The organism is Sporosarcina obsidiansis (genome assembly GCF_009651005.1).
Classification (GTDB): Bacteria; Bacillota; Bacilli; order Bacillales_A; family Planococcaceae; genus Sporosarcina; species Sporosarcina obsidiansis.
The window spans coordinates 62,775-69,101 of sequence record NZ_WHVW01000018.1 but is presented as its reverse complement, the minus strand read 5'-3'; the positions used below and the strand labels follow the sequence as shown (position 1 = coordinate 69,101).

Here is a 6,327-nt window from a genome sequence, read left to right as displayed (position 1 = left end):
GCCTGCAAAATACAGGCAGCAACTTCAACAAATAGCATAGGCTTTTTTTAATTGTCCTTTACAAAGGGTACAGTTTACATTCACAGGAGGTTGTTTTACTTTGTCAACACGTTAGCTATTTCCTCAAAACTCATATCAGAACGCAATTCGAATGTTCCAATCTGGATTTTTCCGGCATATCCATTTTCTTTCATGTACGCATCAAACTTTGTTGCATCCGAAATCAAATGTGCGCGTTCCAACGTGCTCGATAAATCTGCAGAGCTAGATCCGGACTGGACAGCTATTTTCTTTGTTATAACTGTTGTTTCAATGTCTTTTTCTGACGCTCGTTTTTGCTGATCCACTGGTTTAACATCTGGTTTACTTTGATTATCCGGCTGTTCTTCTGACGTCAATGTTTGTGAAATAGCTAATTCTTTCTTGACAACTTCTAATTCTTTTTGAGTTGCAGTCAGCTCTTTTTTTAGAGATTCCTCTGTTACTTGTGGAATGTTGCTTACGGTATATAAAATACCACCCGCTAGTAAGCAGCCAATTCCGACCGAGCGCAATAGTTCTTTGATCATGTGCGAACTCCTTTAGAACGGAGAACAGCGGCCACTTCATCTTCAGACATAGAAGCTCTTTGTGCAATTTCATGGATCGTGTACCCTTGACTATGCAACGAAGTGATTTGATTGACGATGATGGCGTGTACGGTTTTTTTAGGAGCAGTAGCAAAACTTTCTTGAATGGGTGGGGTGACCATCAGTTCTTCTTCCAGCACACGAACTCTTTTTTTTAAATTGCTTGTTTCCTGATGGAGGCTGACGGATACTTTTTCTAATTCATCTTCAAATGTTCGAGAGTGATTCCCTACAAAAAAAGACGCTAGGACAGCCAGCACACCAATAATTAGTAAAATTAAAGAGATGTCCATTTTTGTACCTCCAAAATAACTAGAGTTTCCTACTATAATACCATAGGCATCTCTCGAATGATATTTCAATCTTTCTGCTGTACAATGAGCAATTATATGCTATAATTTATTAGTCGTATAAATCATGCTCATATTTTACTTTATATCGCTAATGAGTGGGAGGGACAGTAATGCGCGTAAATATTACACTCGCTTGCACGGAATGTGGAGAGCGCAATTATATTTCAAAGAAAAACAAGCGTAACAATCCAGAACGTCTTGAAATGAAAAAATATTGCTCACGTGAACAAAAACAAACTTTGCACCGTGAAACGAAATAATTAGTAAAACCAAAACCTGCTTCGGTTTTGGTTTTTTCTTACGGGAGGTAGAGCAGTGGATAAGCAAATTCTAAGAAAACAGGTTTTAGAGCAATTACATCAATTAAGTCCATCTGATCACGAACAAAAATCGGCTCTTATACAGAAACAAGTTCTTGCTTCGGATGAATTTAAGCATGCAGATACGATCGGGATCACGCTGTCAAGGTTTCCGGAAGTGGCAACGCATCGTTTGATCGAAATCGCTTGGCAAACCGGGAAACGAATTGCAATTCCAAGATGCATCCCTTCTTCTAGGCAAATGGATTTCCGCCTGATTGAATCGTTTGATCAAACAGAAACAGTATATCTGGATTTACGAGAGCCTCGAATCGATCTCACGACATCCGTGGCAGCTGAAGATATTGACTTGCAAATTGTGCCGGGTGTGGTCTATTCCGAAGAAGGCTATCGCATTGGTTTTGGCGGTGGTTACTATGACCGTTATTTATCCAATTATCCACATCAGACAATTTCATTGGCATTTGAACAGCAAATCCAAACTGCTATGGAAAGAGAGTCTCATGATATACCTGTATCATATTTATATACTGAAGAACGTATCATAGATTGTCAGAAAGCACGTGAGTTGAATGAATGAGTTTTACGATGTCTACCAATTGTTAAAAAGGTTTGGAGTGATCATCTATACGGGTAATAGAAATCAAGATATCATTGCCATGGAACAAGAAGTGAAAGAGCTGTTCGATCATCAGTTTATCGATCAGCAAACCTACTTACAGTCCGTTTTGGTCCTACGAAAAGAAATGTCCGTGGATCAAACTCCTTAACAATTATTAGGATAATTTACTCATTTTTTGGTGTTTATGAAACTTTTCTTTCATTCAACCGTCTAATTGTAAGGCGAACCTAAAACACTCCACTACTTAATTTAATAGAAATGAAAGGAAGAGATGGAATGAGAAAGTTTGAATGGCCCAAGCATTCCGTACTCATTATCGCAATTATCGCAACTTGGCTGACTACCTATATCGGGTATTTCACTAGTTTCAATATGAAGATTGATAATGCTATGCAGCAATTTATTTTGTTCATTAATCCACTGACATTCTTGCTGTTTGTATATGGGATTGCTTTGTTTATTAAAAAGACTAAAACAAGAAACCGTTATATTGTGACGGTTAGCTTACTGACTTCGATTGTAATGTTCAGTAATGCCGTTTTTTATCGTTTTTTCACGGATTTTATTACACTTCCATTGTTGTTCCAAACGAGTAACTTTGCAGATTTGACTTCATCTATCACAGAGAATATGCATTTTCTAGACGTGTTCTTTTTTACGGATGTTGTGATCGTCTTGTTAGCCATTCGTTTTATTCAACAGGAATCAGTACAAGTTACACAAAAGAAGATGGGCCGAAAAGTGTATTTTGCAGCTGCAGCAACGTTGTTAATGTTCAATCTAGCAATGGCTGAGGCGCAACGTCCACAACTATTGACACGTAGTTTCGATCGTGAGCTACTAGTGAAAAACATCGGTACGTATAATTACCATCTGTACGATTTATTTGTTCAGTCCAAATCTCACGCGCAACGTACGTTTGCAGATGGAACAGAACTTACGGAAATAGAAAACTATGTGAAAGCCAATCATGCGCAGCCTAATCCTGAAATGTTTGGTGTAGCAAAAGGTCGAAACGTCATTATCGTTTCACTAGAGTCTTTGCAGAACTTCGTCATTAATAATGAAATGGACGGTCACGTGATTACACCATTTTTAAATGAATTGACAAAAGATAAAGATACATTTTACTTTGATAATTTCTATCATCAGACAGGCTTAGGGAAAACATCAGACTCTGAGTTCATTGTAGAGAATTCATTATATGGCCGTAACGGAAGCGCAGTATTCTTTACGCATAGCGGTAACACGTATAATTCATTATCTGAACGTTTGAATGAGAATGGTTATTTCACAAGTGTTATGCATGCGAATAGTAAAAGCTTCTGGAATCGTGATATTATGTATAAAGCCATGGATATCCAAAAGTTTTACGATGTTCAGAGTTATTCAATTGAGGAAGGTCAAGCTGTCAACTGGGGTATGAAAGATATTCCGTTCTTTGATCAATCAGTTGAACTTATGAAGGATATGCAAAAGCCATTTGCTACACGTATGATTACCTTGACGAATCATCACCCATTTGACTTGGATGAAGAAGATAAGTTGATTCCTGAATATACGTCAAATTCCAATACGCTGAATAAATACTTCCAAACTGCTCGGTATATGGATGAAGCAGTAAAAGAATTTTTCACAAAATTGAAGGAAAGTGGACTGTACGATAACTCAATTATCGTAATGTATGGTGACCACTATGGAATTTCTGAAAACCATAACAAAGCAATGGGTATGTACATGGACAAAGAAATTACACCGTTCGATAATGCAGAATTGCAAAAAGTTCCATTGTTCATTCATATCCCTGGCTACGGCAAAGGGAAGCAAATGGACGAATTGGGAGGACAGCTTGACGTGCGTCCAACAATTCTACACTTATTAGGTATTGATACGAAAGCAGATATGCAATTTGGGGCAGACTTGTTCTCACCAGATCATGAGCCATTTGTTATTTTCCGCGATGGTCGACTGGTGACAGACAAAAACGTATATACACAGGAAGTTTGCTATGATAAGAAAACAGGAGAGCCAACAGATGAAGCGCAGTGTGCTCCGTATATAGAGCGAGCTAACACTGAATTAAATTATTCGGATACGATTATCAATGGTGACCTGCTTCGTTTTAAAGATGGAAATGAGAGCAGACTTGAGATAAAAGAGGATAAATAAGTTGATGGAGCTGCGCGGTTGCCTATGCCGCGCAGTTTTTCTTTATAGTTATACGGTCTAAATGTTTATAAAATTCGGAAAAGGTGAACCGTTTTGAAGCAGACAATCGTGATGGTAAGTATATTGATCACCTTTTTATTGGTGAGCTGTGATCAAAAAGATGTGGAACAAGTAGAAGAAAAAAACGAACCTCTTATGGATGAGAAAGGATTGTCTGTTCAAACACTTATCACGTCGGAGGAGGATTTTCGGTTTGTGGCCGGCTGGTTAGACAAGGAAAATATTGTATTTGTAGATCATCATGACACAGTAGACCGTGTCCGAAAATTTAACCTAGCAACTGGAGATATACATACGATTTTTACAGATACTGACACAATTTCTGAAGTGCTTATTCATTCAGTAGAGAAGCAATTACTTGTAAAAACAGCTAGCGTTCCAACTGAAGCGAATGTGATAATTATAGAAAAAGATGGAGAAGTGCTGACTGAGTTAACAGTCGAGTCGTCAGAACTTGAAATGAAATGGAATGACGTCGATGCTACCAAACTATTGATTTCTGCCTTTCAAGAAGATTGGAGCTATCAAGTACTCCTGTATGATACGATTGACCAATCTGTAGAGACTGTGGAATTAGTAGATCCGTTTCCTCGTTGGGTAGGAAAGGATAAAATAGGTTATCTAGAAGACTCTACATTAATGAAGAGATCACTTTCTTCAGGCGAGGAAAGCGTAGTTATGAAAAATGTAAATAGCTTCTATGCTTTCTTTGACCAACTGGTCGTGGAAGTTGCTGAAGAGGACACACAATATAGTCTCCTAACAGAAGGTGGAGAAATAAAGCATTCATGGAATGCCGAAAATACTTTAGAAACAGTAGAAGATGTAAAAATATTGAATGATAATAATATTATTATGTCAACTACGGAATATACCGAAAATAATTATGATTATACAACTGTTCTTCATATTATTGGTGACAAACTTGAAAAGCAATTCAAACTAGAGATTGAAGGTGGGTTGTTAAGTTGTTCCCCAAGTGGAGAAGTATGTCTTGTAGGATACAGCTTAGATACACTGATTGATCTGCAAACTGGCGAGACGACAAATTGGTTACAAGTCGATGAGGTTGATAAGGGTGCTGCAAACTAATGGGCTGTAGTAGCACAATTGATTAGAAAACATAAAAATAAGGACATCCTCTTGCGGTTCAAGGGATGTCCTTATTTTTTGGAACTACTTATTTGTGAAGCTGTGGTGGGTATCCTGCATATATAACAGTAGCGATCGTAAAGCCTCCGATAACTACAACAGTTACCACATTGAAAATTATACTTAATAGATTCCGCTCTTTAAAAGCTTGGACCGTTCCAAAGACTGCTAAAATTGCAATCAATCCAAAAATGATGACCAATAAATTCATTGAGTAGACACTCCTTTCAACATTGAAAAAATGAATGCCGTATAGCGATATTCCTTCTCTATTGTACTGTTAATCAGACCTTTTGTCGAGATTAAATAATGACGATTGTTTGAAATATGCGGAGTGTTTACGTAAAATTAGAAAAAGAGGTGAGATAATTGAAAATACATATACATCCATTAGGACCGATTCAGACGAATTGTTATGTAATTGAGGATGAAGAGAAAAATTGTTTAGTTTTTGATCCAGGTGATCAAGGAGAGGCATTATTAGCAGAAATTCAGAAGCTATCGTTAAAACCGTGGGCGATCTTGCTGACACATGCACATTTTGATCATATCGGGGCAATCGAGACGATTCGAAAGGCATTTGACATTCCAGTGTATTTGCACATAGCCGAAAAAGATTGGCTCGGCAACGCGCAACTGAATGGTTCAGGGAAATATCCAATGTTTCCGGATATAGTTTGCAACCCGGCCGATGTGTTAGTAGATGAAGAAAAAAGTCTACAAGTGGGACCTTTTGTAATGGGAGTCCGTCATACTCCAGGACATTCGCCAGGAAGCGTTTCGTATATCTTTAAAAATGACGGATTTGCGATAGTAGGAGACACGCTCTTTAGAGGAAGTGTTGGACGTACCGATCTACCTGGAGGTCATACGGAGACGTTGCTGTCTTCCATTCATAACGAATTATTATCACTTGATGATGAAATGATGATTTATCCCGGTCATGGACCTGCAACTACCCCGGGTATTGAAAAAGATCAGAATCCATTTTTACATGGATTTTAATGACAATAAAAAAAACA

9 protein-coding genes are annotated in these 6,327 nt (G+C 37.9%); 6 read left to right on the top strand and 3 right to left on the bottom strand.

Translation table 11 applies throughout. The annotated features are described in order from the left end of the window. Positions 1 to 95: 95 nt before the first annotated feature. Positions 96 to 569, bottom strand: coding sequence for an endolytic transglycosylase MltG (locus tag GD002_RS13840; RefSeq protein ID WP_153732955.1), 474 nt, complete (start codon positions 567 to 569; stop codon positions 96 to 98). Beyond that, positions 566 to 922, bottom strand: coding sequence for a hypothetical protein (locus tag GD002_RS13835; protein ID WP_153732954.1), 357 nt, complete (start codon positions 920 to 922; stop codon positions 566 to 568). The genes GD002_RS13840 and GD002_RS13835 overlap by 4 nt, the downstream gene beginning before the upstream one ends. Positions 923 to 1,092: 170 nt before the next feature. Between GD002_RS13835 and rpmG the strand changes: the two genes are divergently transcribed. From rpmG to GD002_RS13810, 5 genes are all read left to right on the top strand, one after another. After that, positions 1,093 to 1,242, top strand: coding sequence for a 50S ribosomal protein L33 (rpmG, locus tag GD002_RS13830; RefSeq protein ID WP_153732953.1), 150 nt, complete (start codon positions 1,093 to 1,095; stop codon positions 1,240 to 1,242). A 55-nt stretch (positions 1,243 to 1,297) separates the two neighbouring features. Then, entirely contained in the window at positions 1,298 to 1,882 is a 585-nt protein-coding gene (locus GD002_RS13825) for a 5-formyltetrahydrofolate cyclo-ligase (protein WP_153732952.1), read from the top strand. Continuing rightward, positions 1,875 to 2,072, top strand: coding sequence for a YqgQ family protein (locus GD002_RS13820; RefSeq protein WP_153732951.1), 198 nt, complete (start codon positions 1,875 to 1,877; stop codon positions 2,070 to 2,072). The genes GD002_RS13825 and GD002_RS13820 overlap by 8 nt, the downstream gene beginning before the upstream one ends. 128 nt (positions 2,073 to 2,200) lie before the next feature. Next, entirely contained in the window at positions 2,201 to 4,093 is a 1,893-nt protein-coding gene (locus GD002_RS13815) for an LTA synthase family protein (RefSeq protein ID WP_153732950.1), read from the top strand. A 93-nt stretch (positions 4,094 to 4,186) separates the two neighbouring features. Next, positions 4,187 to 5,245: a YqgU-like beta propeller domain-containing protein gene (locus GD002_RS13810; RefSeq protein WP_153732949.1), complete on the top strand. Its 1,059-nt coding sequence runs from the start codon at positions 4,187 to 4,189 to the stop codon at positions 5,243 to 5,245. Between the two features lie 88 nt (positions 5,246 to 5,333). Here GD002_RS13810 and GD002_RS13805 read toward each other — a convergent pair whose 3' ends face one another. Continuing rightward, complete coding sequence (locus GD002_RS13805) at positions 5,334 to 5,516, bottom strand: DUF2759 domain-containing protein (RefSeq protein WP_153732948.1); 183 nt, start codon at positions 5,514 to 5,516, stop codon at positions 5,334 to 5,336. 158 nt (positions 5,517 to 5,674) lie between these two features. Here GD002_RS13805 and GD002_RS13800 point away from each other — a divergent pair, with 158 nt between their 5' ends. Continuing rightward, positions 5,675 to 6,310, top strand: a complete 636-nt coding sequence (locus GD002_RS13800; protein ID WP_153732947.1) for an MBL fold metallo-hydrolase — start codon at positions 5,675 to 5,677, stop codon at positions 6,308 to 6,310. Positions 6,311 to 6,327: the final 17 nt, after the last annotated feature.